This window comes from Caulobacter sp. GW822-FHT07D08 (assembly GCF_058798735.1).
This window is the reverse complement of the sequence record NZ_JBXAKU010000004.1, coordinates 156,128-179,207: the sequence shown is the minus strand read 5'-3', so window position 1 is coordinate 179,207 and position 23,080 is coordinate 156,128. Positions and strand designations below refer to the sequence as shown.

Below are 23,080 nucleotides of genomic sequence, written 5' to 3'. Positions count from 1 at the left end.
AAGAGGACGGGCTTACAGCCTGACACGCCCCTTTGCCTTCGACCACGCCGACGGCGGGCGGGTGAGCCCAGCAAGCTCATCCCCGGACCGTCCGAGTATCCCCCTCGGACCTGACCCCGCTCGATCACCCCCCGCCGCCGCAACGGTCGCTGGCCATGCGCCCTTTCCTCGCGACGAGGTGAAGAGAGAATATGGCAGGTTTTGAAGCCGGGGATGGAGAGCGGCGAACGCTCGTCGAATCCTCATCAAACCCTCTCTCTTTGAGAGAGGGAGGGGCCCATGCACAGCATGGGAGGGTGAGAGGTTACACACTATCCGGACAGGGCAATGACCAGGCAAGCGGCTGAACAATCTCGGTTTTCGCGGCCACCGGTGAAACCTCTCACCCTCCCACGCCTGCGGCGCGGGCCCCTCCCTCTCTCTATGAGAGAGGGATTCAATCCCCGCATGCAAACGGGATTAGCGGCCCGCCCTACTCCTTTGCCAGCCTGGCCAGGATGGTGAGAATCTTCTCCGCCGCGTCGAGGCGCTGAGCCGGGGTGTCCCACTCGCCCTTGACCACGACCTTCTGGTCCGGGCGGACCTTCCAGATCAGGCTGTTCTTGCCGACGTACTGCATCAGCCCCAGCGGATTGGCGTAACTATCATTCCTGAAGCTAGCGACCGCGCCCTTGGGGCCGACGTCGATCTTGGCGACATTGGCCTCGCGGCACAGGCCCTTGATGGCGACGACCTTGAGCAAGCTGTCGGTCTCGGGCGGCAGCGGGCCGAAGCGGTCGATCATCTCGGCGGCCAGGGCTTCACGGTCGGCGGCCTTCTCGGCGTCGGACAGGCGGCGATAGAGCGACAGGCGCACGTTCAGGTCCGGGACGTACTCGTCCGGGATCATCACGGCCGCGCCGGTGTTGATCTGCGGCGACCAGCCCCGGTCTTCCAGCAGGGCCTCTTGCCCCTGCCGCTGGCGCAGCTCGGCGACGGCGTCCTCCAGCATCTGCTGGTAGAGCTCGACGCCGATCTCCTTGATGTGCCCGCTCTGCTCGTCGCCCAGCAGGTTGCCGCCGCCGCGCTGGTCCAGGTCGTGGCTAGCCAGCTGGAAGCCGGCCCCCAGGCTGTCCAGCGACTGCAGCACCTGCAGGCGCTTCTCGGCCGACAGGGTCAGCGACTTCTCGACCGGCGTGGTCAGATAGGCGTAGGCGCGGGCCTTGGAGCGGCCGACGCGGCCCCGGATCTGATAGAGCTGGGCCAGGCCGAACATGTCGGCGCGGTGGACGATCAGGGTGTTGGCCGACGGGATATCGAGCCCGCTCTCGACGATCGTCGTCGCGAGCAGAACGTCGTACTGGCCCTCGTAGAAGGCCGTCATCACGTCTTCCAGCTGGGTGGCCGCCATCTGGCCGTGGCCGACGACGTACTTCACCTCGGGCACCTGGGTGCGGAGGAATTTCTCGATATCCTCCAGGTCCTTGATGCGCGGCACGACGTAGTAGGACTGGCCGCCGCGATACTTCTCGCGCAGCAGGGCCTCGCGCAGGGTCACCGGGTCGAACGGGCTGATATAGGTGCGCACCGCCAGGCGATCGACCGGCGGGGTGGCGATGATCGACATCTCGCGGATGCCCGACAGCGCCATCTGCAAGGTGCGCGGGATCGGCGTCGCGGTCAGGGTCAGCATGTGCACGTCGGCGCGAAGCTCTTTCAGCTTCTCCTTGTGCTTGACCCCGAAGTGCTGCTCCTCGTCGACGATGACGAGGCCCAGGTCCTTGAACGAGACCTGCTTGGACAGGATGGCGTGGGTGCCGACCACGATCTCCATCTGACCATTGGCCAGGCCCTCGCGGGTTTCGGCGGCTTCCTTGCCGGTGACCAGGCGCGACAGGCGCGTGACCTTGACCGGCCAGCCCTGGAAGCGGTCCTTGAAGGTCTTGTAGTGCTGCCGGGCCAGCAGGGTCGTCGGGCAGACGACCGCCACCTGCTTGCCGCTCATCGCCACCACGAAGGCCGCGCGCAGGGCCACTTCGGTCTTGCCGAAGCCGACGTCGCCGCAGATCAGGCGGTCCATCGGCTTGCCGGACGCCAGGTCCTCCAGCACGTCGTGGATGGCGCTGAGCTGGTCGTCCGTCTCCTCGTAGGGGAAGCGGGCGCAGAACTCGTCGAACACGCCCTGCGGCGCGTCGGTCTCCTCGACGGACTTCAGCTGGCGGGCGGCGGCGATCTGGATCAGGCCCTCGGCCATGACCCGCAGGCGTTCCTTGGCCTTGGCCTTGCGCCCCTGCCAGGCGGCGCCGCCCAGCTTGTCCAGCTGCACGGTCTCGGGATCCGAGGCGCCGTAGCGGGTCAAGAGGTCGATGTTCTCGACCGGCAGGTAGAGCTTGGCCTCGCCGCCATAGAGCAGGTCCAGGCAATCGTGCGGCGCGCCCTGGACGTCGAGGGTCTTGAGGCCCTCGTAGCGGCCGATGCCGTGATCAATGTGGACGACCAGGTCGCCCGGCGTCAGGGCGCTGGCCTCGGCCAGGAAGTTGGCGGCGCGGCGCTTCTTGCGCGGGCGGGCCAGGCGGTCGCCCAGGATGTCGGTCTCGGAAATGACCGCCAGGCTGTCGGTCTCGAAGCCGTGGTCCAGCGGCAGCACGACCCGCTGCGGCGTCTTCGGGTCGTTGGCCTTGGCCGCCTGCCAGTAGGCGGCATAGGGGATCTTCTTCAGGCCGTGGTCGGCCAGCATGGTCCCCAGGCGCTCGGACGAGCCCTCGGACCACGAGCCGAACAGCACCCGCTTGCCGGCGGCGGCCAGGGCCTTGGCGTGGTCGGCGGTGGCCTCGAACAGGTTGACGCTGTCCTGGGCCCGCTCGGCGGCGAAGACCCGGCCCAGCTTGGCGCCCATGTCGACGACGTCCAGGCCCTGGGGCTGGAACGGCGTGAACAGGCGATGCGTGCGGTCGGTGAGCTCGCGGTCCCACTCGGCGGCGGTCAGGTACAGGGCCTGCGGCGCCAGCGGGCGATAGGCCGACTTGCGATCGGCGCTGGCGCGGGCCTCGTAGGCGTCCAGGATCATCGACAGGCGCTCGTCGCGCGCCTCCGTGGTCTGGTGGTCGACCCCGATCAGCGATCCGGGGGGCAGATAGTCGAACAGGCTCGACATCCGCTCGTAGAACAGCGGCAGCCAGTGCTCCAGGCCGGCGCGGCGGCCGCCCTCGCTGACGGTGGCGTACAGCGGATCATCGCCCGGCGCGCCGAACTCCGCGACATAGCCCTTGCGGAACCGCGAGATGCCCTCGGCGTCCAGCAGGGCCTCGCTGACCGGCAGAAGGTCGATCGCCTTCAGCTGCTTGGTCGAGCGCTGGGTCTCGGGGTCGAAGGCGCGGATGCTCTCCAGCGTGTCGCCGAACAGATCCAGACGGACCGGCTCCTCGGCGGCCGGCGGATAGACGTCGATGACGCCGCCCCGGATCGCGAACTCGCCGCGCTCGGAGACGGTGGAGGCGCGGGCGTAGCCGTTGACCGCGAAATAGCGCTCCAGGTCCTTGATATCGACGACATTGCCGACCCTGGCGCTGTAGCTGGCGCGCAGCAGCACATCCTTGGTCGGCACGCGCTGCAGCAGGGCCGGCGCGGGCATGACTAGGATGGCGGGCTTCGTCTCGCCCAGACCCCGGGCCAGCCGCGACAGCGTCGCCATCCGGGTGGCCGAGACACCCGAGGACGGGCCGATGCGGTCGTAAGGCAGGCAGTCCCACGAGGGCAGCAGCACCGCCTCGATCTCGGGGGCGAAGAACTTCAGGGCGTCGACGAAGGCGTTGGCGCGAGCGGTATCGCGGGCCACGAACGCGGTCAGGCCGCCGCGCGCCCGGGCGATGTCGGCCATCACCAGCGCGTCGAAGCCTTCCGGCGCGCCGGCCAGGGTCAGGCCGCCAGCGGCCTTGGCGATCTGTTTGGCGTCGTAACTCATGTTTCTAGGCGCCGTCCCCGACCGGGCGCGAGGCGTGCGCCTGGAACCTGAACGCGCGGATCATCGCCAGGACGTCCGTCTCGAACTTTTCCGGGGTCGGCTCCTGGCCGACGATCCAGGCGTAGATCTCGCGGTCCGACTCCTCGAGCAGCGTCTCGAGCGTGTCGATCTGCGCCGGGGTCAGGTTCGGGCCATGGACGTCCGCGAACGGGCCCAGAATGAGGTCCGCTTCCCGGAAGCCGCGATGCCAGGCGCGGAAACGAAGGCGCCTTAGGCGGGAGTCGTGGTCGATGGTCATGTGTCGGCCGATATAGAGCGGCGTCAGGGCTTGCGCCACTCCATGATGACCCAACATGACGCTCCCAGTGCGCCTATCACCTTGCCTAGATTGACTTTGGCGACTTTCGGCTTATTTATCCCCAACTTCGGAGCAGGTCTGGCGAATTCGCGCTGCCCGCTCGCCCAAGCACGGGCGGCTCCGGGTTTCAGACCAGCGTGTAAATGACCGAATTTTCCGACCTCGGGCTTTCGCCCACGACCCTGCAGGCGGTCGCCGATACCGGCTATACCACTGCGACCCCCATTCAAGCCCAGGCCATCCCGGTCGCCCTCGCGGGCCAGGACGTCCTCGGCATCGCCCAGACGGGTACCGGCAAGACCGCCGCCTTCACCTTGCCGCTGATCGACAAGCTGATGAACGGCCGCGCCAAGGCTCGCATGCCGCGCGCCCTGGTCATCGCCCCGACCCGCGAGCTGGCCGACCAGGTCGCCTCCAGCTTCGAGAAGTACGCCAAGGGCACCAAGCTTTCGTGGGCGCTGCTGATCGGCGGCGTGTCGTTCGGCGACCAGGAAAAGAAGCTGGACCGCGGCGTCGACGTCCTGATCGCCACCCCCGGCCGCCTGCTCGACCACTTCGAGCGCGGCAAGCTGCTGATGACCGGCGTGCAGTTCCTGGTCGTCGACGAAGCCGACCGCATGCTGGACATGGGCTTCATCCCCGACATCGAGCGCATCTTCAAGATGACGCCGCCCAAGAAGCAGACGCTGTTCTTCTCGGCCACCATGCCGCCGGAAATCACGCGCCTGACCAAGCAGTTCCTCAAGGATCCGGTGCGGATCGAGGTGGCCAAGCCCGCCACGACCAACGCCAACATCACCCAATTGCTGGTCAAGGTCCCCTCCTCCGACCCGAAGGCCAAGCGCCTGGCGCTGCGGGCCCTGATCGAGAAGGCCCAGATCGAGACCGGCATCGTGTTCTGCAACCGCAAGACCGAGGTCGACATCGTCGCCAAGTCGCTGCGGTCGCATGGCTTCGACGCCGCCGCGATCCATGGCGACCTGGACCAGTCCCAGCGCACGAAGACCCTGGCGGACTTCCGCTCGGGCGCGCTGAAGATCCTGGTGGCCTCGGATGTCGCCGCGCGCGGCCTGGACATCCCGGCCGTCAGCCACGTCTTCAACTATGACGTCCCGCACCATGCCGACGACTACGTCCACCGCATCGGCCGCACCGGCCGGGCCGGACGCACCGGCATCACCTACATGCTGGTCACCCCGGGCGACGACAAGGGCTTCGACAAGGTCGTCAAGCTGATCGGTTCGACCCCCGAAGAAGAAAAGCTCGACCTCGACTACTCGAACGCCGTGACGGTGAAGCGCGAAGGCGATCGTGATCGCAAGCGCGGCCCCCGTGATCGTGGAGACCGCCCCGACCGCGGTGAACGACCGGCGCCGCGCGCCCGTGGCCGTCGCACCGAGGAAGCCGCCGCCGAGCCAGTCGAGGCCGCCGTTGTCGCCGCCGAGGCGCCGGAAGCCGCCGTCGCCGAGGAACGTCCCGCCCGCGAGCGTCGCCCGCGCCGCGAACGCGAACCCCGCGCCGCCGCCGCCGCCGCCGAGACCGAGCGTCCCGAACGCGCGGAACGCCCCGCCCGCGCCGAACGTCCGGAGCGTGCTGAACGCGCCGACCGTCCGGAACGCGGCGAACGCGCCAGCGAACGTCCCGAGCGTAGCGAACGTCCCGAGCGCCCGGTGCGCGGCGTCCAGCCGATCCGCGATCGCGACGACGACGACCGTCGCGTGGTCGGCTTCGGCAACGACGTCCCCGCCTTCCTGGTGCGTCCGCCGCGCGGCAAGTAAGCCCAGGCCGATCCTCCGAAAAGCAGAAGCGCCGGGCTCTCGTCCGGCGCTTTTCTTTTTGCGCCTCCCCGCCGCGTGGGAAGGATGGCTCCATTCGCGGAACACTGTTATCCTGATGCTCGTTTTCGGCTCGATCGCGCCGAACAGGCCGGTCGCGCCCCACAAGAAAATGGGAGACGCACATGGCCGCCATCGAACCCGACACCTTGCTCGCCGATAAGGAAGCCGTCCTGATCGCGCACGAGAAGACCTATCACGGCTTCTCGGTGCTGCTGCGCTGGTGCATGCTGGGCTTGGCGTCAACAATCAGTGCGCTGACGGTCATGTTCGCGACGCCGGGCGGCTTTGGGGGCGGCCTCGTCACCTTCCTTGTGATCTGGGTCGCCGGCTACTACGGCATGGTCCACCGCGAGGAGCAGCAGTCGCTCGACCCTTGGGCGCCCGGCCGCAAGGGCATCCTCTAGAGCGCCCTGATTTCTAGAGAGCGGCGTCCACGACGCCCAGCAGGTCGTCGAGCGGCGGCCTGAAGGCGAACTTGAAGCCGCGACGCAGTCGGGCCAGAACCGGCGCCTGCCGCGCCGGGGCCGGTGACGCGCAGACATAGCCGCGCCAGTCGACGCCGACCTGGCGACAGGCCGCCCGCACCCACTGGCTGGTGAAGTTCAGCGGCTGGATTTCCACGACCCGCGCGCCCTTGGGCAAGAAGACCGCGTTGGCCAGGGCCGCGCCGCTGGCGCCGACCACCACCTCGGCGTCACGCATCAGGGCGACCTGCTCGGCCGCGCCCAGGGTCTCGGGCCGGACGATCGTGAAGCCGCGCGCGGCCAACGCCGTCTCGAAGGCCGCCTCGCCGATCATCACCCGCATCGACTGGCCGCGGCGCGAGAGATAGACGCGGCGCGCGCCCCGCCCGGTCGGCGCCCGGGCCAGCACGCGGGCGGCGACATCCGCGACCAGACCGTTCGGGTGATGCAGGAAGTGGTCCATGCTGGTGGCGAATACCGCCCGCTTCACCCGCGCGACCGGCGCGGCGACCTCGCGAATCTCAAGATCCGGAAAGGCCATGCCGATCAGGTCGCGTTGCCAGGCGGTCAGCTTGGGCGCCAGGGCCGGAACGCCGTCCAGCAGACCCGCCTGCTCCAACGTCAGCAGCGACGGCAGGGCGTCGATGACGAAGTGACCGTAGTTGAAGGTCGCGCCCCAGGGCAGGAACACGGCGCCGGCCTCGATCTCGGGCGCCGACGCCGGCGGGACGAAGCGCGCGGCGTTGTCCAGCACGCCCGGAAGGGCCGACAGATCCCCCGACCCATGTCGGGCCTCGCCGATCGTGGCGTTGTAGAGCGCGCCGTCCGCGCCGATCAGCCCGCCGAACCGCGGAAACCACCAGCTGTCGCCGACCGCGCAGAACGCCGGAACATTGACCGGCGGGCGCGCGGCGATGTCGTAAGGCCAGGCGGCGGCCTCCGGTCCAGCCAGCGTTCCCGGCGGCGCGCCGATGGAGGCGTCATACTCCGGCGCGAACGCCACCCCGGTCTCGCCCCGCCTGAACCGCTCGCGCAGCGCCGCCGTCAGCATGGGCGGCAGGTCGCGGGCTTCGACGATGGGGCGCAGGGGCAGCGGCGCGGTCATGCGCCGCTTGGAGCATGACCCGCCGCGCTTGGCTACGTCTTGGAACCCTACTTCTTGATTTCGCCCGCCAGGTACTTGCGGATCCCCTCCCCGTAGGGCGGGCGCAGGCCCAGCATCGGCGCGATGTCCTTCTTCAACTGCTGGAACACCGCCTTGCGGTGGCTGAACTCTCTGAAACCGTCGTGGCCGTGGTAGGCGCCCATGCCCGCCGGACCGACGCCGCCGAACGGCAGATCTTCCTGGGCGACGTGGAAGATCACGTCGTTGACCGTCACGCCGCCGCTGGTGGTGCCCGCCAGCACGCGGTCCTTCTCGGCTTCGTCGGTCCCGAACCAGTAGAGGGCCAGCGGCCGGTCGTGGGCGTTCACATAGGCCATGGCCTCATCGACGGTCTTGTAGCCCTTCACCGGCAGGACGGGGCCGAAGATCTCCTCCTGCATCACCGTCATGTCGTCGGTGGGATCCAGGATCAGGGTCGGGGCGATCTTGCGGTGCTCCTGCTGGGACAGGTCCTCGCCGCCCGGATTGATCTCGACGATCCGCGCGCCCTTGGCCCGGGCGTCGTCGACATAGCCCTTGATCCGGTCGTAGTGACGCTGGGCGACCACGGCCGTGTAGTCGGGATTATCCTTGATGGTTGGGAAGTAGCGGCCGACGGCGGCCTGGGCTTCCTTGACGAAGTTCTCGACCTCTTCCTGCGGCGCCAGGACATAGTCCGGCGCCAGGCAGATCTGGCCGGCGTTCAGGGTCTTGCCGTTCATGATCCGCGCCGCGGCCGTGGCCATGTCGGCCCCGCGCGACAGGATCACCGGGCTCTTGCCGCCCAGCTCCAGGGTCACCGGCACCAGATTCTCGGCCGCCGCCCGCATCACGTGGCGCGCCACCGAGGTCGCGCCGGTGAAGACCAGGTGGTCGAAGGCCAGTCCCGAGAAGGCCTGCCCGACCTCGGGGCCGCCGACGAACACCGCGACCTCCTCCTCCGAGAACGCCTTGGCGAACATCGCCTTCAGCAGGTCGGAGGTCGCCGGCGTGAACTCCGAGGGCTTGATCATCGCCCGGTTGCCGGCCGCGAACACCCCAGCCAGCGGCGCGAAGGTCAGGTTGACCGGGAAGTTCCATGGACTGATCACCCCGACCACGCCCTTGGGCTGCCACTGCACCGTGGCCTTGGCGCCGAACAGGCCCAGGATCGCCGGCGTGGTCTTGCGCTTCTCCGGCCTCATCCATTTGGCCAGGTTCTCGCGGGCGAACTTCAGCGGGCCGATCGAGCCAGCGACGTCGGTCAGGGCCGTGGCCTCGGGCGAGCGCGAGCCGAAATCTTCGTTAACCGCCTTGGCGATCTGCGCCTGGTGGCCGACCAGCAGGTCGATCGAACGGTTCAGCCAGTCGATCCGCTTCTCGGCGCTGGGCGCGCCATCGCGCAGATGCGCGGCCTTTTGACGCCGCAGGACGTCGCTCATGGCCGCCTTGTGGGCGTCGAACGACAGATTGACCGGTGCGTTCATGATGTTCGCCTCCCTACCTCACCCGGCGCCATGGCGGCGCGGTGCTCATCTTATCGATGATAACCATGAAGGTTGGTCGTTTCTTACGCAAGAGAACGTCGTTCTTAACGCCTCGTAAGAACTCTCCGCCTTAAAGTCGCGCTCCAAGCGTCGGCGTTTCCGCGAGGGGAACCGCTGAACGGGGGAAGAAGAGATGTCGGACGTCGAAACCACGTTGCGCGGTCCCGAGGCCTACAAGATTGCTTCGCGCGCTCTGGAGCTCATGGAGCGTCACCAGGTGTGGCCGACCGCGCTGAACTTCGAGCTGTGGACCCACTATGTGGCCGATCCCGACGGCGCCCTGGCCCGTGAACTGACGCGTCTGATTTCTCTCGGCGAGCCGATGACCGAACTGGTCAGCGAAGAGCTGGCCGCGACCTACCTGCCCAAGGCGCGCCTGAACGAACAGATCCGTGACGCCGGCGACCTTCTGTCGAAGGAACTGGAAGCGGTCTCCAAGGCCATCCACAACGCCCAGAAATCCAACGCCGCCTTCGGCAAGGAACTGGCCGGGGCGACCAAGAGCCTGGACAAGACGACCGACGTCGACGCCATCAAGACCCTGGTCGGCGGCCTGGCCGAAGCCACCCGCCGCGTGCACAAGGAAAACCAGTCGCTGGAAACGCGCCTGGCCGACTCCACCGCCGAGGTCGAGCGCCTGCGCGAGCACCTGGAACAGGTCCGCCGCGACGCCACCACCGACGGCCTGACCAACCTCGCCAATCGCAAGGCTTTCGACGAAGAGCTCGAGCGCGCCTGCGCCGAGGCCGACGAGCAGAGCGCCAGCATCTGCCTGGCCGTGCTCGACATCGACCACTTCAAGGGTTTCAACGACACCTGGGGCCACCAGACCGGCGACCAGGTCATTCGCTATGTCGCCTCGGTGATCGGCCGCGTCGCCGCCCCGCCCCGGTTCGCCGCCCGCTACGGCGGCGAGGAATTCGCCATGATCTTCCCGCGCGAGTCGGCCGCGGCCGTCGGCGCCACCCTGGAAGAAATCCGCGTCGAGGTCTCCTCGCGCATGCTCAAGCGCCGCTCGACCAACGAGGACCTGGGCGCCATCACCATTTCGTCGGGCTTCGCCGAGCGCAAGCCGGGCGAGAGCGGACACTCGATCATGGAACGCGCCGACGTGGCGCTCTACGCCTCCAAGCGTGGCGGCCGCAACCGGGTCACGGCGGCGGAATCCATGCCGGCTTCGGCCAACGCGGCCTAAACCTCTTCAGCAGAAGACCTACCTTGGACGCCGCCGGTCTCACGATCGGCGGCGTTTCCTTTTGAAGATTCCACTAGCCTTCCCAAGGGGCAAAGGCGCTTAGACTCCGACCCAAAGATCAAGGGAGGCCTGCCGTGGACTATCAGAAGATCCGTGTCTCGACCGAGGGCGGCGTCGCCACCGTGACCCTCGCCGATCCGTCCACGCTGAACGCCGCCAGCCTGGAGATCGCCCGCGAACTGATCCACGCCTTCTCATCGATCGCCGCTGGCAAGATCGAGGCGCGCGCGGTGATCCTGACCGGCGAAGGCCGTGGCTTCTGCTCGGGCGCCAACCTGTCGGGCGGCGGCGCGGCCGGGCGCGAACTGGACGTCGACGGCAAACCCGACGCCGGGTCGGCGCTGGAAAGCACCTACAACCCGCTGATGACCCTGCTGAAGGACTTCCCGCTGCCGATCGTGACGGCGGTGAACGGCCCGGCGGCCGGTGTCGGCTGCTCGATCGCCCTGATGGGCGACATCATCGTGACGGCGCAGAGCGCCTACTTCCTGCAGGCCTTCCGACGCATCGGCCTGGCGCCCGACGGCGGCTCGACCTACCTGCTGCCGCGCCTGATCGGCAAGGCGCGGGCCATGGAGATGATGCTGCTGGGCGACAAGATCCCGGCGGCCACGGCCCTGCAATGGGGTTTGGTCAACCGCTGCGTCCCGGACGACGAGCTGATCGGCGCCGCCACGGCGATCGCCCTGGAGCTGGCGCGGGGCCCAGCGGCGCTGGGGCTGATCCGCAAGCTGGTGTGGGACAGCCTCGACGCCGACTGGACGGGCCAACTTCACGCCGAGCGCAAGGCCCAGAAGCTCGCCGGCAAGACCGAGGACTTCCTCGAAGGCGTCAGCGCCTTCCTGCAAAAGCGCGCGGCGGCGTTCAAGGGGCGGTAGCGTATCGCCAGGCTGTGAGAAATCGGCCGGCGAACCGACTACCTCTGTATCTGGGGGAAGTCGGAGCCCATGGCCGAGCGTTCACAACAGCACGAACAGTATGTCCTCGCCTCGAAGGCGTTCGGGGCGGGACTAGCTCGCCTGTCCAGGGCCTACGAGGCCGATCCCGACCTATGTCGCGATCTCCTTCAGGAGATTCATGTCGCATTGTGGCGCAGCCTCGCCCGCTTCGACGGGCGTTGCAGCCTGCGGACCTGGGCCTATCGCGTGGCGCACAATGTCGGCGCATCGCACATCGTCAAGCAGCGCGCGCACCTGTCGGGTCTGGTGACCCTGGACGACATCGACCCGCCAGCGTCCGATCCCACGCCCGAGGAGGCCGTCGGCGACCGGCAGGCGCACCGGCGATTGATGACGATCGTTCAGCGGCTGAAGCCGCCCGATCGCCAGGTGATGCTGCTCTATCTGGAAGACTTTGAAGCCAGCGAGATCGCCGAAGTCACGGGCCTGTCGCCGGGCGCCGTGGCGACGCGCATCTATCGCGCCAAGGCTTTGCTGGCCGCCGCCTTCGCGGAAAGAGATCGCCATGATTGACCCGAAGACCCTCTGGCTTGAACAGTCCTTGGAAGGACAGGACATGCGCCTGGAAGGCCTCCAGGCAAAGGTCCACGCCGAACTTGCCCGCGTTCGACGCGCGCGGGTCCTGTTGGTCTTGGCCGCCCTGGCGGGCATGAGCATAGGTGCGCTTCAGGCCGTCCTGGCGTCGACCCTGCTGGTGCGACTTGGCGAGGGCCTGCTCGCGGCGGGGTTTCTGCTCTTCCTGGTCCTGGGCTGGCGTCGGCTGGCGCGGACACCGCCCGACACCGCGGAGACCTGCGTGGCCTTCCTGCGGCAGAGCCTTGTCCGGCGGCGCGAGGCGGCGTTGGGCGGATGGGTTATTTTCGTGGCGCCGCTGCTGCCAGGGCTGTGGGTGACCTTCATCGGCCTCGCCGTCGCCGCTGGGCGCCATTGGGAGCGGCTCTTGCCCATTGCGGCGCTCCTGGTCGCATGGCTGGTGATCGCGATGGCGTTGCAGGCCAGGGAGGCCTTCAAGGTCGCCGTCGAGATCGCCCGTTTCGATCGCGACGCCCTAGGCCGAAGCCTGTAACGCCAACAGCACGGCCAAGGCCTCCTGAGCCCGTTCGATCGGCACGAAGACATGGTCGTGATTGAGCGCCGCGACCATGTTGCAGGCGATCCCCGCCCGCGCCAGAGCGGTCGCCACGGCGGCGGTCAGGCCGACGCCGTCCAGCGCCGAATAGACATTCAGGGTGATCAGGGCCATCGGCGCTTCGACCGGGAAGCCGGCTGCCCGCGCCGCGCCGCGCTCCAGGATCAGGCTCACGCCCTCGGCTTCGCGGAACATGGCCAGCGGCTCCAGCGCCGCCCAGTCGCGGTCGCCGGCGGCGCAGAAGACGTAGGCGCCGGGCTTCAGGTCCGGCGTCATGCCGGCGACCATTTCCCGAGCGCCGCGAACGACTTGCGTCATCCTTTCGAGGTCGCGAGATAGGGCTTGTAGCTCTTCTCCTCGACGATCTCCGAGCCGGCGGCTTCGTTGATGGCGCGCTTGATGGCGGCGCGCTTGTCGTTGTCGATATAGACGCGGCGGGCCAGCGCCACGAAGTCCGGACCGAAGTCCTGGCGGCGTTCGCAGTCGCGCTTGCCGTCCTCGACGTCCCAGAGGGCCGCGTTGACCTCAGTCAGTTCGGCGGTCAGGCGGGCGATGTCGGGGTTGTCGGGCAGGTGCTCGGCCGCTGTGGCTTCCAGCAGGGCCAGCTCCTTGCGGACATTGGCTTCCTTGGCCGGATCGCCGATGCGCCGGGCCTTGACCCGCAGGATGGTGATCTTGTCGACCAGTTCGCCCGCCGAGATCGGCGCGAGGATGGACATTCAGGCGGCTCCCGTAACCAGACGTTCGAGCGCCGCCCAGGCCGCGTCGACCGGCAGAGCGCTCATGCCGCTTCCGTAGTCCTCGGCGACCAGCATCTCAAGACGTCGGGCGGCGGGGCGGAACTTCACGGACTTGCGACGATCCTGCTGCAGAGACAGCAGCGGCGCGCCGCCGGCGGCCAGCATGTGGCCGGGGCCGGCGTCGTTGGCGACCCCGGCCGCCAGGCGTCCGGCCAGGGCGATGACCAGCAGCGGCCCCTTCACGGCGGTGAAGCCGTCGGAGCGGTTGCGCTCGGGCTGCAGCGCTTGCGGGATCTCACGAGTCGCGATGGCGGCGTCTTCGGCCTCGTCGGGGCCGAAGAAGAACACCGGCGTCCAGCCCTTGGCGACGATCCGACGGGCGAGCTCCAGATAGTGCTCCAGCGGCCAGCGCTTGTCCTGGCCGCCCGCGCCGGGCGCCAGGCCGACATAGGTCGGGCCGGTCGGCAGCAGGGCCTTAGCGGCGTTCAGGGCGTCGGGATGGTTCAGCGCCAGCGGCATCGGCGCGCCCTGCCCGTCCGTGGCAAGAGCCAGCAGTCGCGCCAGGCGGTCGGTGACGGCCGCCGGCCAGTCCCTGTCGCGCGCATGACGGGCGGCCGAGACGAAGCGACCGCTCGCGGCGCGCCGGGCGACCCCGCTGCGGCGCAGATTCTCCTGGGTGTCGATGACGAGGTCGAACGCGCGGCCGCCGAAGGGCCTGTTCCACGGCAGGCTGTCCATCGGCCGCGCGCCGTTGCGGCCCTGCAGAATCACCTCGTCGACATAGCCGGCGACCACGGCCTTGAGCGGCCCGGCATAGACCGTCTCGCCCTTGGCCGCGCACCAGCTGATGCGGGCTTCCGGGAAGGCCGCGCGCAGGCCGGCGATGAAGGGCAGCTTGATCAGGCCGTCGCCGATCACCTCGCCCATCGAATAGATCAGAACCGTCTGGACCATGCGCCGGCTTAGACCGCGGCGCGCCGATCCGCTAGCCTCCGACTCTCACGGAGGGGATCGTCGGTGCGCAGCGCGCTGTTCAACGCCTACTACTGGGTCCTGTCGATCTTCTACGGCCTGTCGGCGGCCTTCGCCGCCCTGGCGCCGGGCCGCGACGCCGTGACCTTCACGCTGCGGCTCTACAGCTGCCGGATGCTGTGGGGGCTGGACGTCCTGGCCGGGGTGAAGGTTGAGCTGAAAGGCGGCGAAAACCTGCCTGACGGTCCCTGCATCCTCGCCGCCAAGCACCACAGCTGGGGCGATGGCTTCGTGATGTTCACCCATGTCGACAACCTCAGCTTCGTGACCGGCGATCACCTGGAGAAGTTCCCGCTGGTTGGAGCGATCCTCAAGAAGTTCGGGGCCATCGTCGTCGACCGCTGCGGCGGCCCGGAAGCCCGCGCGGCCCTGTCGGAAAGCGCCGCCCAGGTCGCGGCCGAGGGCCGGCGTATCCTGATCTATCCCGAAGGCCATCTGGCCGCCCCGGGCGAGCGGTTCCGCTACCGCACGGGTGTCTACTATATGAGCAAGGACTTCGGCCTGCCCGTCGTGCCGGTGGCCACGAACCTGGGCTGTTTCTGGAAGCAGCAGGAGAAGCCCAAGACGCCTGGGACCGCCACTGTCGAGTTCCTGCCGCCCCTCCCCCAGGGCCTGGAGAAGGATGACTTCATGGCGCGGATGGAAGCGGCGATCGAAGACCGCACCAATGAACTGATCGCCCAGGCGCGTGGCGAGCCGATGAAGCCATCGGTGCTGGTCGAATGGAACGGCCGGGAGAATGTTCTGGCGACGCCGAAGGCGGTCACCGCATGAACACCCTGCTCGCCTTCTGGGCGGCTCAGCTCGCCGCTCTCGGTCTGGTCTTCTTTGCGGTTCGACACCCTAATGGCGGTCGCAAGGGTCTTCTCCTGCTCCTGACGGCTCTACCTTTTGTCCTGTGCATGCTCTGGGGGGCGCACTTCAAGGTCACGCCGGGCGCGATAGGAGCAGACCCCAACTCTCTAGTGGCTAAGGCGCCGCTGGGATTTGCGCTCGCCAGCGTCCCGATCTCGCTCTGGCTGGTCCTTGCACTCAAGGGCGCGCACTGGATCGCGGCGACTGTCGGGCTGATTGAAATCATCAGCGCCTTCCTGACAGCCATGCTGGCGACGATGCAGGTCACCGGGTCCTGGCTGTAGCTAAACCTCGACCGGGCACTCCGCGGGGATCGCCACGAAAGTCCCCTCGGCGCGGCGTTTGGCGAAGTGGGTCTGGGCGCAGGTCGAGGAGCACAGCAGGCCGGTGTCCGACCAGTATAGCGGCGCTTCGTCCTCGTGCTTGAAGCGCGGCGCGCCCCAGGCCAGGCCGCATTCGACGCAGGACGGCGTGCGGGCCAGCATCAGTCGAGGCCCTCAGGCGCCGGCTGGATCGTCACGCTCTCGCCGCAGCCGCAGGCGTCGGTCTCGTTCGGATTGTGGAACACGAACTTCGAGGACAGCTTGGTGATCTCGTAGTCGATCTCGGTCCCGATCAGGAACAGCACTGCCTTGGGCTCGATAAGGATGGTGACATCCTTGTCCTCGACCACCTCGTCCATCGGGCCGCGTTCGGCGGCATATTCGAAGACGTATTCCGAACCCGCGCAGCCGCCGTTCTTCACGCCGACGCGGAGGCCCGCATAGGGCTTATCCGCCCGGGCCATGATCTCCTTCACGCGCGCGGCCGCGGCGTCGGTCAGGGTGACGACCTTGGGACGCGGGCGGCGGGGACGGATTGTAACGGTCGGTTCCATGGGCTCGAACACTCCCTTTTCCCGATCTCCCCGGCGGATGCCGGGGGCCAGATTCATCCGGAACGGCTCTAGGTTTCATCTGGGTCCTGGCTTTCGCCGGGAAGATCGGAAGAAAGAAAACTAGAACATATTCAACTGCAGCTTGGCCTCGTCGCTCATCCGCGAGGAATCCCACGGCGGCTCGAAGACCAGCTCGACATTGCACGACTTCAGGCCAGGGATTTCCATGACCGCGTCGCGCACCCAGCCCGGCATTTCCCCGGCCACCGGGCAGCCCGGGGCGGTCAGGGTCATGTCGATAGCCACGTCCTTGTCGTCGCTGACGTCGACCTTGTAGATCAAACCCAGCTCGTAGATGTCGACCGGGATCTCCGGATCGTAGACGGTCTTCAGCTTCTCGATCAGCTGATCCGTCAACCGGTTCAGTTCGTCCTTCGAGAGGGCGGTGACAGGCTCGGAAGAGGCGGCGGCGTCGGTCATCGAAAAGCTCAACTGAAGAAGCTGCGGGCCTTGGCCAGCGCGTCCACGAACGCGTCGGCTTCGGCTTCCGTATTATATAGGGCGAAGGAGGCGCGGGCGCTCGATGTGACGCCGAAACGGCGCATCAAGGGCTCGGCGCAATGGGTCCCGGCGCGCACGGCGACGCCGTAGCGGTCCAGCACCTGGGCGATGTCGTGGGCGTGAGCGCCCTCGACCGTGAACGACAGCACCGCGCCCTTGCCGGGCGCTTCGCCCAGGATCCGCACGCCGTTGACGCCACGCAGCCGCTCGGCGACCCGCTCGTAGAGGGCGTGCTCGTGGGCGAAGGCGGCGTCGCGATCCAGGCCGTTCAGCCAGTCGATTGCCGCGCCCAGGCCCACGGCCTCCAGGATCGCTGGCGTGCCGGCCTCGAAGCGGTGCGGCGGGTCGGCGTAGGTGATCCGATCCATCGAGACAGAACCGATCATCTCGCCGCCGCCCTGATAAGGCGGCAGCGCGGCGAGCCGCTCGGCCTTGCCGTAGAGCACGCCGATACCGGTCGGGCCGTACAGCTTGTGGCCGGAGAAGACGTAGAAATCGACGTCCAGCGCCTTCACGTCGACCTTGGCGTGGACGATGGCCTGGCAACCGTCCAGCAGCACCGGCGCGCCGGCCGCGTGGGCCAGGCGGACGATCTCGGCCACGTCATTGACCGTGCCCAGCACGTTCGACATGTGGGTGACGGCGACCATCTTGGTCTTCGCCGACAGCAGGCCCTTGAAGGCCTCCATGTCCAGGCGTCCGTCGTCCAGCACCGGGATGAACTTCAGGACCACGCCCTTGCGCTCGCGCAGGAAGTGCCACGGCACGATGTTGGCGTGGTGCTCCATCTCGGAGATCACGATCTCGTCGCCCGCGTTCAGCGACAGGCCAAACGAGCTGGCGACCAGGTTCACCGCTTCCGTGGCGCTCTTGGTCCAGATGACTTCGGCCGGCTCGGCGTTGATGAAACGCGCGACCGTTTCGCGCGCCTTTTCATAGGCTTCCGTCGTTTCGTTGGCCAGGGTGTGCAGGCCGCGATGGACGTTGGCGTATGAGGTGCGAGCGAGACCCGTCATGGCGTCCAGCACGGCGTCCGGCTTTTGGGCGCTGGCGGCGCTGTCCAGATAGATCAGCGGCTTGCCGTGAACCGTCCGTTGCAGGATCGGGAACTGCGCGCGGATCGCCTCGACATCGAAGGGGGCGTCGCCAAGAGAGGTATTGGGAGCCATTACGCGGGACTCCCCAGCTTGCGGGCGACCCAGGCGGCGGCGATGGCGCGGGCGCCGTCGTGTTCGATCCGCTCGACCACCTCGCCGACGAAGGCGACGGTCAGCATGGCCTTGGCTTCGGTTTCCGGGATGCCGCGCTGGCGAGCGTAGAAGATGGCTTCCTCGTCCAGGGCGCCGACCGTGTTGCCGTGGGCGCAGGAGACGTCGTCGGCGAAGATCAGCAGTTCCGGCTTGGCGTCGATCTCGGCCTTGTCCGACAGGATCAGGGCGTGGTGGCCCATCCGCGCGTCGGTCTGGTCGGCGCCCGGCGAGACCACGATGCGGCCCTGGAAGACGCCGCGCGCCTGGTCGGCGACCATGCCCTTGGTGAGCTGGCTGGTGATCCCGTCGACGCCGGCGTGGGTGACGACCGTGGTCTGGTCGGCGTGCCGCTGGCCGTCCAGCAGGTAGACGCCGTCCAGGCGAACCTGGGCGTGGGCGCCGGGATGATTGACCCGCGTCTCGATCCGCTGGCGACGCGCGCCCGAGGTGATCACGGTCTGGGCGTAGGTCGCGCCGGGGGCCAGGTCGATCTCGGCGGTGACGACACTGATCGCCTCGGCGTCGTCCTCGACCAGGATGATGCGTTCGACCGAAGCGCCCTCGCCCACGGCGATGTCGAGCACGACGTCGGACACATAGCCGGCGGCGCGGCCTTCGTGGCTTTCCAGCAGGACCAGGCTTTCGCCCGGCTTGACCACCAGGGCGTGGCTGGCGGCTTGCGAGGCCTTGTCGGCCAGGGCGACGAAGCGCAAAGCCGTGACACCCGAGGCGATGTCGGCGCCAGCGATCCGGCGGCCGTTGACGAACACGGTCTCGGTCGAAGCCAGGCCAGCAAACGGACCGGCCGGTACCTCGCCGGCATGCGCGGGCGCGGCGGGCGGCAGAGTCCGCAGCAGGCCGCGCAGATCCGTCCAACGCCAGTCCTCGTCGCGCCGCGAGGGCAGCGCGGTGACGTCGCCGGTCTTCAGGGCGGTGGCGAGGCTCATGCGGCGGCCACGTACTTGTCGTAGCCCTCGGCTTCCAGCTGCAGCGCCAGTTCCGGGCCGCCCGAGGCGACGATGCGGCCGGCGGCCAGCACATGAACCTTGTCGGGTTTGATATAGTCCAGCAGGCGCTGGTAGTGGGTGATGACCAGCATCCCACGCTCAGGGCTGCGCAGGGCGTTGACGCCTTCGGAGACGATTTTCAGGGCGTCGATATCCAGGCCGCTGTCGGTCTCGTCCAGGATCAGGAACTTGGGCGAAAGCATCGACATCTGGAAGATTTCCATCCGCTTCTTCTCGCCGCCCGAGAAGCCGACGTTCAGGCCGCGCTTGAGCATCTCGAAGTCGATCTTCAGCGCCGCGGCCTTCTCCTTGGCCAGCTTCAGGAAGGCCGGGGCGGCGACCTCGTCTTCGCCCCGCGCGCGGCGCTGGGCGTTGAGGGCGGTGCGGATGAAGGTCAAGGCCGGAACGCCTGGGATTTCAAGCGGATACTGGAAAGACAGGAACAGGCCCTTGGCGGCCCGCTCGTTCGGGTCCAGCGCCAGAAGGTCCTCGCCGTTGAGACTGGCCGAGCCTTCGGTGACCTCATAGCCGCCCCGGCCGCTCAGTACGTATGACAGGGTCGACTTGCCGGCCCCGTTCGGGCCCATGATCGCGTGGACTTCGCCGGCGGGCACGGTGAGCGTGACGCCCTTCAGGATCGGCTTGTCCTCGACGCGGGCGTGAAGGTTCTGGATCTTAAGCATGGGTCTCGTTGAGTTTTCTGTATTCCGCCTCGTGGCCCGCGAAGGTTCCGGCGACGGCGATCTGGCCTTGGATGGCGGCGTTTAACAGCGAAAGATCCTCGGGCGGGATCCAGTATTCCTCGTGCCCCGGCGTGCCGGAGACCTTGTTCTCGTAGGCGTCCAGGAAGGCCTTCGAGACCTCGAAGCGGACGATGTAGCCGCGCCGATAGGTCGTGTGGGCGGCGTTCCAGTTCCACGCCATCTGGGCCGCATAGGCTTCGTTGGTGACGGGGCGGAAGACCGGCTGCTCGATGTCGTGCGGCGGAAAGGCCTTCCAGTCCGAAGCCTTGATATCCCGCAGCTCTTCCAGGGCAACCGGCTGGTAGAGAGTGACGGTCTTCATCCCACCGAGCCCTCCAGGCTGATCGCCACCAGCTTCTGGGCCTCGACGGCGAATTCCATGGGCAGCTGCTGCAGCACGTCCTTGACGAAGCCGTTGACCAAAAGGGCCACGGCCTCCTCTTGCGACAGGCCGCGCTGCTGGCAGTAGAACAGCTGGTCGTCCGACAAGCGGGTGGTGGTGGCCTCGTGCTCGAACACGCACGTGCCGTTGCGAGCCTCGATGTACGGCACGGTGTGGGCCGCGCAGGTCTTGCCGATCAGCAAGGAGTCGCACTGGGTGAAGTTGCGCGCGCCCTTGGCCTTGGGGTGGGCCGAGACCAGGCCGCGATAGGTCGAGGTCGACTTGCCGGCGCTGATGCCCTTGGCGACGATCCGCGAGCGGGTGTTGGCGCCCAGGTGGATCATCTTGGTGCCGGTGTCGGCCTGCTGGTGGCCGTTGGTCACGGCGATCGAGTAGAACTCGCCCGAGCTCCCCTCGCCGCGCAGCACGCAGGACGGATATTTCCAGGTGATGGCCGAGCCGGTCTCGACCTGGGTCCACGACACCTTGGAGCGGTCGCCGCGGCAGTCGGCGCGCTTGGTGACGAAGTTGTAGATGCCGCCCTTGCCGGTCTCCGGATCGCCCGGGTACCAGTTCTGGACGGTCGAGTACTTGATCTCGGCGTCGTCCAGCAGGACAAGCTCGACCACGGCCGCGTGCAGCTGGTTCTCGTCGCGCATCGGGGCCGTGCAGCCCTCCAGATACGAGCAGTAGCCGCCCTTGTCGGCGATGATCAAAGTCCGTTCGAACTGCCCGGAATCCTTGGCGTTTATCCGGAAATAGGTCGACAGCTCCATCGGGCAGCGCACGCCGGGCGGGATGTAGACGAAAGAGCCGTCGCTGAAGACCGCGCTGTTCAGGCAGGCGAAATAGTTGTCCGAGGTCGGCACGACGCTGCCCAGGTACTGGCGCACCAGTTCCGGGTGTTCGCGGATCGCCTCGCTCATCGAGCAGAAGATGACGCCGACGGCGGCCAACTCCTTCTTGAAGGTCGTGACGACGCTGACGCTGTCGAACACCGCGTCCACCGCATAGCGCGGCGCGCCTTCGACTCCGGCCAGAACCTCTTGTTCTTTCAGGGGAATACCCAGCTTGGCGTAGACGGCCAGGATCTCGGGATCGACCTCGTCCAGGCTCTTGGGCCCTTCCTTGGTCGAGGGCGCGGCGTAATAGTAGCTGTCCTGGTAGTCGATCTTGGGGAAGTTGACCTTCGCCCAGGTCGGCTCTTCCAGCTCAAGCCAGCGGCGATAGGCTTCCAGCCGCCAGTCCAGCATCCATTGCGGCTCGTCCTTCTTGGCCGAGATGAAGCGGACGATGTCCTCGGAGAGGCCCTTGGGGGCGAACTCCTGCGCGATATCGCTCGTGAAGCCGTGCTCGTACTTTTCGAGCGCGGCGACGGTTTCGACAGTTTCCTTGACCGCGGCCACTACGCCACCTCCCGGCGCCGAGCGCCGATACGCTTCCAGGCGGCGAGCCAGGCGTCGCCGCACTTGATCCAATCGTCTTCCGTGCTGGCCCAGCCGCCGCTGACACGCAGGGCGAACGGGGCCAGATCGGCCCGGCCCATGGCTTCCACCACGCGGCTGGCCTTGACCTTGCCCGACGAGCAGGCGCTGCCCGCGCTGACCATGACTCCGGCCAGGTCCATGTTCATGACCTGGACCTCGGAGCCGAAGCCCTCGCCCGCGAAACACAGGGTTTGCGGCAACCGATCGGCGCCCTCGCCGAGCACGACCGCGCCTTGCGCCTTGAGCCGCTGGGCCAGGGCGTCGCGCCATTGAGCCTGTTCGGCCATGGAGGCAAGGCTTTCCCGGGCCGCGCGGGCGGCCGCGCCGAAGCTGGCGATGCCGGCGACATTCTCGGTGCCGGCCCGGCGGCCGCGCTCCTGACCGCCGCCGTGCTGGCGACGGCTGACGGTGGCGCGGGTTCCGGCGACAAGCGCGCCGACGCCTTGCGGGCCGCCCAGCTTGTGGGCCGACAGCGCCATGGTGTCGGCGCCGAGGGCCGAGAAGTCGACGGCGATCTTGCCGGCCGCCTGGACGGCGTCGACGTGCAGGAGGCCTTCAGCGGCGCGGACAAGGGCCGAGGCCTTATCCACAGGCTGGATCACGCCGGTCTCGTTGTTGGCCAGCATCAGGCAAACCAGAGTCTTGCCTGGCTTTTCAAGCGCTTGCGCCAGCCAGTCGAGATCGACGATCCCCAGGCTATCCACAGGCATGACCTCTAGCGGGAGGCCGGACGCCTTGGCGGTCTCGGTCACCGCGTCGTGCTCGATGGCGCTTATGATGATGCGTTGGACGCCGGCGACCTTGGCGCTCTCGATGGCCAGGGCGTTGGCCTCGGTGCCGCCGCTGACGAAGGTCACCGAGCCGGCTGGCACGCCGACCAGGGCCCCGACCTCGGCGCGGGCGCGTTCCACCAGGTCGCGCGCGGCGCGGCCGGCGGCGTGGACCGACGAGGGATTGGCTGGGCTCTCCAGGGCGCGCAGCAGCGCTTCCCGCGCCTCCGGCCGCATCGGGGCCGTGGCGTTATAGTCGAGATAGACCGATGTGCGGGACATGCTCACTCGGCCGCGATCTCCATCGGACGGCCCATCGGGCCGCCTTGGGGGCGAAGCTCGCCCTTCAGCACGTCGGCCACCGAGACCGAGGCCAGGTAGCCATGGATCTGACGGCCCATCTCTTCCCACAGGCCATGGGTCATGCAGCGCTCGCCGCCGGCCATGCAGCCCTTGGCCTGACCCTTGTTGAAATTGCAGCGGGTGGCGCGGAGCGGCTCGTCGACCGCCAGTACGATGTCGGAGATGAAGGTCTCGCCCGAGCCCTTGGCCAGGCGATAGCCGCCGCCGGGGCCGCGAGCGCTGATCACCAGGCCCTTGCGGCGCAGGCGCGCGAACAACTGCTCCAGGTACGACAGCGAAATCTGCTGGCGCGCGGCGATCTCGGCCAGGGCCACGGCGCGGCCCTCGCTTTCGTCCTGGCGCTTGGCCAGGTCGGTCATCGCCATGACCGCGTATCGACCCTTGGTGCTCAGGCGCATCG

The 23,080-nt window shown here is 67.9% G+C and carries 25 protein-coding genes and 1 pseudogene; 8 read left to right on the top strand and 18 right to left on the bottom strand.

Annotated features, from left to right (window positions below):
• Positions 1 to 21: 21 nt before the first annotated feature.
• The 3 genes and pseudogenes from AC1RJ9_RS09690 to AC1RJ9_RS09680 all read right to left on the bottom strand — a co-directional run.
• Positions 22 to 99, bottom strand: a pseudogene (locus tag AC1RJ9_RS09690) (hypothetical protein); the annotation flags it as partial.
• 373 nt (positions 100 to 472) lie between these two features.
• The gene (gene mfd / locus AC1RJ9_RS09685) at positions 473 to 3,940 is read right to left on the bottom strand and encodes a transcription-repair coupling factor (protein WP_492838475.1); all 3,468 of its coding nucleotides are present in this window, start codon (positions 3,938 to 3,940) and stop codon (positions 473 to 475) included.
• Positions 3,941 to 3,944: 4 nt separating this feature from the next.
• Positions 3,945 to 4,238 (bottom strand): FAD assembly factor SdhE, encoded by a 294-nt coding sequence (locus AC1RJ9_RS09680; RefSeq protein WP_492838709.1) that lies wholly within the window; start codon positions 4,236 to 4,238, stop codon positions 3,945 to 3,947.
• Positions 4,239 to 4,441: 203 nt separating this feature from the next.
• On the opposite strand from AC1RJ9_RS09680, the gene AC1RJ9_RS09675 reads away from it, so the two are divergent.
• Positions 4,442 to 6,076, top strand: coding sequence for a DEAD/DEAH box helicase (locus tag AC1RJ9_RS09675; RefSeq protein WP_492838476.1), 1,635 nt, complete (start codon positions 4,442 to 4,444; stop codon positions 6,074 to 6,076).
• 182 nt (positions 6,077 to 6,258) lie between these two features.
• Positions 6,259 to 6,540, top strand: a complete 282-nt coding sequence (locus tag AC1RJ9_RS09670; protein ID WP_492838477.1) for a hypothetical protein — start codon at positions 6,259 to 6,261, stop codon at positions 6,538 to 6,540.
• A 13-nt stretch (positions 6,541 to 6,553) separates the two neighbouring features.
• On the opposite strand, the gene AC1RJ9_RS09665 is transcribed toward AC1RJ9_RS09670, so the two are convergent.
• On the bottom strand, positions 6,554 to 7,705 hold the full coding sequence (locus tag AC1RJ9_RS09665) for a glycosyltransferase family 61 protein (protein ID WP_492838478.1): 1,152 nt from the start codon (positions 7,703 to 7,705) through the stop codon (positions 6,554 to 6,556).
• 47 nt (positions 7,706 to 7,752) lie between these two features.
• The gene (locus AC1RJ9_RS09660; RefSeq protein WP_492838479.1) at positions 7,753 to 9,210 is read right to left on the bottom strand and encodes a coniferyl aldehyde dehydrogenase; all 1,458 of its coding nucleotides are present in this window, start codon (positions 9,208 to 9,210) and stop codon (positions 7,753 to 7,755) included.
• A gap of 193 nt (positions 9,211 to 9,403) precedes the next feature.
• Here AC1RJ9_RS09660 and AC1RJ9_RS09655 point away from each other — a divergent pair, with 193 nt between their 5' ends.
• The 4 genes from AC1RJ9_RS09655 to AC1RJ9_RS09640 all read left to right on the top strand — a co-directional run bounded on the left by AC1RJ9_RS09655 (position 9,404) and on the right by AC1RJ9_RS09640 (position 12,550).
• A complete protein-coding gene (locus AC1RJ9_RS09655; protein WP_492838480.1) occupies positions 9,404 to 10,465 on the top strand; it encodes a GGDEF domain-containing protein in 1,062 nt (353 codons plus the stop codon).
• Between the two features lie 134 nt (positions 10,466 to 10,599).
• Entirely contained in the window at positions 10,600 to 11,403 is an 804-nt protein-coding gene (locus AC1RJ9_RS09650; RefSeq protein WP_492838481.1) for an enoyl-CoA hydratase/isomerase, read from the top strand.
• A 69-nt stretch (positions 11,404 to 11,472) separates the two neighbouring features.
• Complete coding sequence (locus AC1RJ9_RS09645; RefSeq protein ID WP_492838482.1) at positions 11,473 to 11,997, top strand: RNA polymerase sigma factor; 525 nt, start codon at positions 11,473 to 11,475, stop codon at positions 11,995 to 11,997.
• Positions 11,990 to 12,550 carry a hypothetical protein gene (locus AC1RJ9_RS09640; RefSeq protein WP_492838484.1) on the top strand — a complete coding sequence of 187 codons (561 nt, stop codon included), beginning with the start codon at positions 11,990 to 11,992 and terminating at the stop codon, positions 12,548 to 12,550. Before AC1RJ9_RS09645 ends, AC1RJ9_RS09640 begins: the two co-directional genes overlap by 8 nt.
• Here the strand turns inward: AC1RJ9_RS09640 and AC1RJ9_RS09635 are convergent.
• From AC1RJ9_RS09635 to AC1RJ9_RS09625, 3 genes are read right to left on the bottom strand one after another with little or no spacing between them, the layout of a single operon-like run.
• Positions 12,533 to 12,931 (bottom strand): ACT domain-containing protein, encoded by a 399-nt coding sequence (locus AC1RJ9_RS09635; protein WP_492838485.1) that lies wholly within the window; start codon positions 12,929 to 12,931, stop codon positions 12,533 to 12,535. The genes AC1RJ9_RS09640 and AC1RJ9_RS09635 overlap by 18 nt on opposite strands.
• Positions 12,928 to 13,332 (bottom strand): DUF6165 family protein, encoded by a 405-nt coding sequence (locus AC1RJ9_RS09630; protein ID WP_492838486.1) that lies wholly within the window; start codon positions 13,330 to 13,332, stop codon positions 12,928 to 12,930. Before AC1RJ9_RS09630 ends, AC1RJ9_RS09635 begins: the two co-directional genes overlap by 4 nt.
• Positions 13,333 to 14,307 carry a glycosyltransferase family 9 protein gene (locus AC1RJ9_RS09625; RefSeq protein ID WP_492838487.1) on the bottom strand — a complete coding sequence of 325 codons (975 nt, stop codon included), beginning with the start codon at positions 14,305 to 14,307 and terminating at the stop codon, positions 13,333 to 13,335.
• 63 nt (positions 14,308 to 14,370) lie between these two features.
• Here AC1RJ9_RS09625 and AC1RJ9_RS09620 point away from each other — a divergent pair, with 63 nt between their 5' ends.
• Together AC1RJ9_RS09620 and AC1RJ9_RS09615 are read left to right on the top strand one after the other, a co-directional pair.
• Positions 14,371 to 15,159: a lysophospholipid acyltransferase family protein gene (locus AC1RJ9_RS09620; RefSeq protein WP_492838488.1), complete on the top strand. Its 789-nt coding sequence runs from the start codon at positions 14,371 to 14,373 to the stop codon at positions 15,157 to 15,159.
• Positions 15,156 to 15,524 (top strand): hypothetical protein, encoded by a 369-nt coding sequence (locus AC1RJ9_RS09615; protein ID WP_492838489.1) that lies wholly within the window; start codon positions 15,156 to 15,158, stop codon positions 15,522 to 15,524. The genes AC1RJ9_RS09620 and AC1RJ9_RS09615 overlap by 4 nt, the downstream gene beginning before the upstream one ends.
• Here AC1RJ9_RS09615 and AC1RJ9_RS09610 read toward each other — a convergent pair whose 3' ends face one another.
• The 10 genes from AC1RJ9_RS09610 to AC1RJ9_RS09565 form a co-directional block, all read right to left on the bottom strand.
• Entirely contained in the window at positions 15,525 to 15,725 is a 201-nt protein-coding gene (locus tag AC1RJ9_RS09610; protein ID WP_099577748.1) for a hypothetical protein, read from the bottom strand. It abuts the gene before it with no gap.
• Positions 15,725 to 16,174: a HesB/IscA family protein gene (locus AC1RJ9_RS09605; RefSeq protein ID WP_492838491.1), complete on the bottom strand. Its 450-nt coding sequence runs from the start codon at positions 16,172 to 16,174 to the stop codon at positions 15,725 to 15,727. The genes AC1RJ9_RS09610 and AC1RJ9_RS09605 overlap by 1 nt, the downstream gene beginning before the upstream one ends.
• 63 nt (positions 16,175 to 16,237) lie before the next feature.
• Positions 16,238 to 16,597 (bottom strand): SUF system Fe-S cluster assembly protein, encoded by a 360-nt coding sequence (locus AC1RJ9_RS09600; RefSeq protein WP_492104582.1) that lies wholly within the window; start codon positions 16,595 to 16,597, stop codon positions 16,238 to 16,240.
• A gap of 8 nt (positions 16,598 to 16,605) precedes the next feature.
• Positions 16,606 to 17,847, bottom strand: coding sequence for an aminotransferase class V-fold PLP-dependent enzyme (locus AC1RJ9_RS09595; protein ID WP_492838492.1), 1,242 nt, complete (start codon positions 17,845 to 17,847; stop codon positions 16,606 to 16,608).
• Positions 17,847 to 18,875 carry a Fe-S cluster assembly protein SufD gene (gene sufD, locus AC1RJ9_RS09590; protein ID WP_492838493.1) on the bottom strand — a complete coding sequence of 343 codons (1,029 nt, stop codon included), beginning with the start codon at positions 18,873 to 18,875 and terminating at the stop codon, positions 17,847 to 17,849. The genes AC1RJ9_RS09595 and sufD overlap by 1 nt, the downstream gene beginning before the upstream one ends.
• Entirely contained in the window at positions 18,872 to 19,618 is a 747-nt protein-coding gene (gene sufC, locus AC1RJ9_RS09585; protein WP_492838494.1) for a Fe-S cluster assembly ATPase SufC, read from the bottom strand. Before sufC ends, sufD begins: the two co-directional genes overlap by 4 nt.
• The gene (locus AC1RJ9_RS09580; RefSeq protein ID WP_492838495.1) at positions 19,611 to 20,000 is read right to left on the bottom strand and encodes a hypothetical protein; all 390 of its coding nucleotides are present in this window, start codon (positions 19,998 to 20,000) and stop codon (positions 19,611 to 19,613) included. The genes sufC and AC1RJ9_RS09580 overlap by 8 nt, the downstream gene beginning before the upstream one ends.
• Positions 19,997 to 21,466 carry a Fe-S cluster assembly protein SufB gene (gene sufB, locus AC1RJ9_RS09575; RefSeq protein ID WP_492838496.1) on the bottom strand — a complete coding sequence of 490 codons (1,470 nt, stop codon included), beginning with the start codon at positions 21,464 to 21,466 and terminating at the stop codon, positions 19,997 to 19,999. Before sufB ends, AC1RJ9_RS09580 begins: the two co-directional genes overlap by 4 nt.
• A complete protein-coding gene (locus AC1RJ9_RS09570; RefSeq protein WP_492838498.1) occupies positions 21,466 to 22,605 on the bottom strand; it encodes a cysteine desulfurase family protein in 1,140 nt (379 codons plus the stop codon). The genes sufB and AC1RJ9_RS09570 overlap by 1 nt, the downstream gene beginning before the upstream one ends.
• Complete coding sequence (locus AC1RJ9_RS09565; protein ID WP_492838499.1) at positions 22,602 to 23,078, bottom strand: Rrf2 family transcriptional regulator; 477 nt, start codon at positions 23,076 to 23,078, stop codon at positions 22,602 to 22,604. The genes AC1RJ9_RS09570 and AC1RJ9_RS09565 overlap by 4 nt, the downstream gene beginning before the upstream one ends.
• Positions 23,079 to 23,080 lie beyond the last annotated feature (2 nt).